The sequence below is a fragment of the Methanosarcina sp. genome (assembly GCF_035390745.1).
In the GTDB taxonomy this organism is placed as follows: Archaea; Halobacteriota; Methanosarcinia; order Methanosarcinales; family Methanosarcinaceae; genus Methanosarcina.
Window position 1 is genome coordinate 18091 of sequence record NZ_DAOOUJ010000057.1, and the last position, 1907, is coordinate 19997.

The 1907-nt window shown below is 38.2% G+C and carries 2 protein-coding genes; both read right to left on the reverse strand.

Going from position 1 to position 1907, the window contains the following annotated elements:
* Positions 1-184 precede the first annotated feature (184 nt).
* Positions 185-790, reverse strand: coding sequence for an acetate uptake transporter (locus PLL47_RS11885; RefSeq protein WP_324446420.1), 606 nt, complete (start codon positions 788-790; stop codon positions 185-187).
* Between the two features lie 591 nt (positions 791-1381).
* Positions 1382-1762 (reverse strand): DUF190 domain-containing protein, encoded by a 381-nt coding sequence (locus PLL47_RS11890; RefSeq protein WP_324446421.1) that lies wholly within the window; start codon positions 1760-1762, stop codon positions 1382-1384.
* Positions 1763-1907: the final 145 nt, after the last annotated feature.

Below are 1907 nucleotides of genomic sequence, written 5' to 3' on the forward strand. Positions count from 1 at the left end.
GGCTCCCTGGACCAGAACCGATTCGAGGGCTCTGGACTCCTTAGTGAAAGCCATTCCTGATTGGTCAGGACCAATAGAAGTAGCAAAAATAGACAGCGTTGTTAAAAAATAACAGATCTCAGAAATGAACAATAAAAAATCCGGGAGTTTGAACCCGGTAATACAATAAGGTTAAAGTATCTCTTCAGAGAGGGATCATCTTTTTTCCATAAGACTCGTTCAGTACCTGACCCATGGCAGTGTAAATTGCTGAAAGCCCTGTTAAAATCCCTTCAAAACCTGCAACCCTCAGTATTGCTGCACTGCCCAGATAGTTTCCAGCTGCAAGCAGGAAGAATAGGATCGTGAGAGTAAGGAAAACAACCTGCAGCGCCCTTGATGCCTTGAGTGTCCCTACGAACATGTAAAGGGTGAAAAGTCCCCACATGAAGAGATACGCAGCAAAAGATGTCGAGGAATGGGCCAAACCTGAAAAATTATCTCCTAACTTGGGGAGCAGGACGATTCCTACAAGAGTGAGCCAGAAAAGCCCGTAAGAGGTGAAAGCTGTAGCCCCAAAAGTATTGCCTTTTTTCCATTCTTCGATCCCGGCAATGACCTGAGCTAAGCCACCGTAAAAGAAGCCCATGGAGAGTATCATCGCATCCATCGGATAAAAGCCGGCATTGTGTATATTCAAAAGCACAGTCGTCATTCCGAACCCCATCAAACCCAGAGGAGCAGGGTTTGCGGTTAAATCCTTTATTTTTACATCACGAATGTCCATAACATCTTTAATGTTTTGACTCATGAAATCCAATCCTCCTTCCCGTTAACCGGATATTTAGCCTGAACTTCCAATAAATATTACGAGGAGACCTCTGCCCGTTTTTCAGGTCTCTTTTTCACGTTTATGTAATTATTAATACTTATATTTAAGGACAGTAGATAAATTTTCAATACATCAGAAATATAAAACTCGCTGGCATATAAGTATATCAATTGACTATGGTTGAATATATTAGACAGAGATAATATGTATTTAGTCATGCTTGTCTTTTTTAAAACAGGATGATTTTTACCGCATTTCTCTTTTAAGACGATATTTCCATGATTTTAGCCCATCTGTCTTTTGGTTAAATACGGAGTTTTTCAGAAAAACGATAGCAAGAAAAATTGTAAAAATTGAAAGGACATCTGCGGAAAGCGGATCCCATAATCAAGACAATCTTTATTCCAGCAAAAAATTATGAAAAATAAGATCAGAAGGGATTCAAATCCCCTCGATTAAAATACATCCAATAATATATATTATCAAATCAATGATTTGAGGAAACAACCCATTCTTCGAATTAGCGCTTAAGGCCGCTCTAAATACTAAAATTAGTCGATAACAAATAACTTACTTGTTTTTGTCATAGTCATAAAAAACGATTTTAACTTTTTCTTCTGTAATCAATCCCTGATTAATTATTTCGTCAAGTTTTGATTTGACCTTTTCGATTTTCTCTTCAAGATCAACAACTTCGATAAGTATTGGCAAATCAGTAGATAAGCGGAGTATGGAAGTCGTACGAATAATGCTGTGTTTTCCAAAGCCTGTTATACCCCTGAAAACGGTTGCTCCTGCTATTCCCTCCGCTTTTAGCCTTTCAACAATATGCATGTACAGTGGCTTGCCGTTATAGCGGTAGGATTCTCCTATATATATTCTCAGCAATATGGCTGTAGACTCTCTTTTCATGGAGTTTCCCTCCGCAGTCTCCGGTATATCCGCATTCATTTAATTTCCCCTCAGTAAATAAGTACCAATGCTCAAAGCTACAATCTTACCCAAATATACAGCCATTATAGAAAATAATACTGTTGATACTACATTTATTGCCATTAGCATTAACTTTGAGTCATCAAGTAATCTAAATGATTCA

What these genes read in the sequence shown, in the direction of transcription:
- PLL47_RS11890 (WP_324446421.1), bottom strand. Translation starts at nt 1,762, where the DNA reads ATGAATGCGGATATACCGGAGACTGCGGAGGGAAACTCCATGAAAAGA.
- PLL47_RS11885 (WP_324446420.1), bottom strand. Translation starts at nt 790, where the DNA reads ATGAGTCAAAACATTAAAGATGTTATGGACATTCGTGATGTAAAAATA.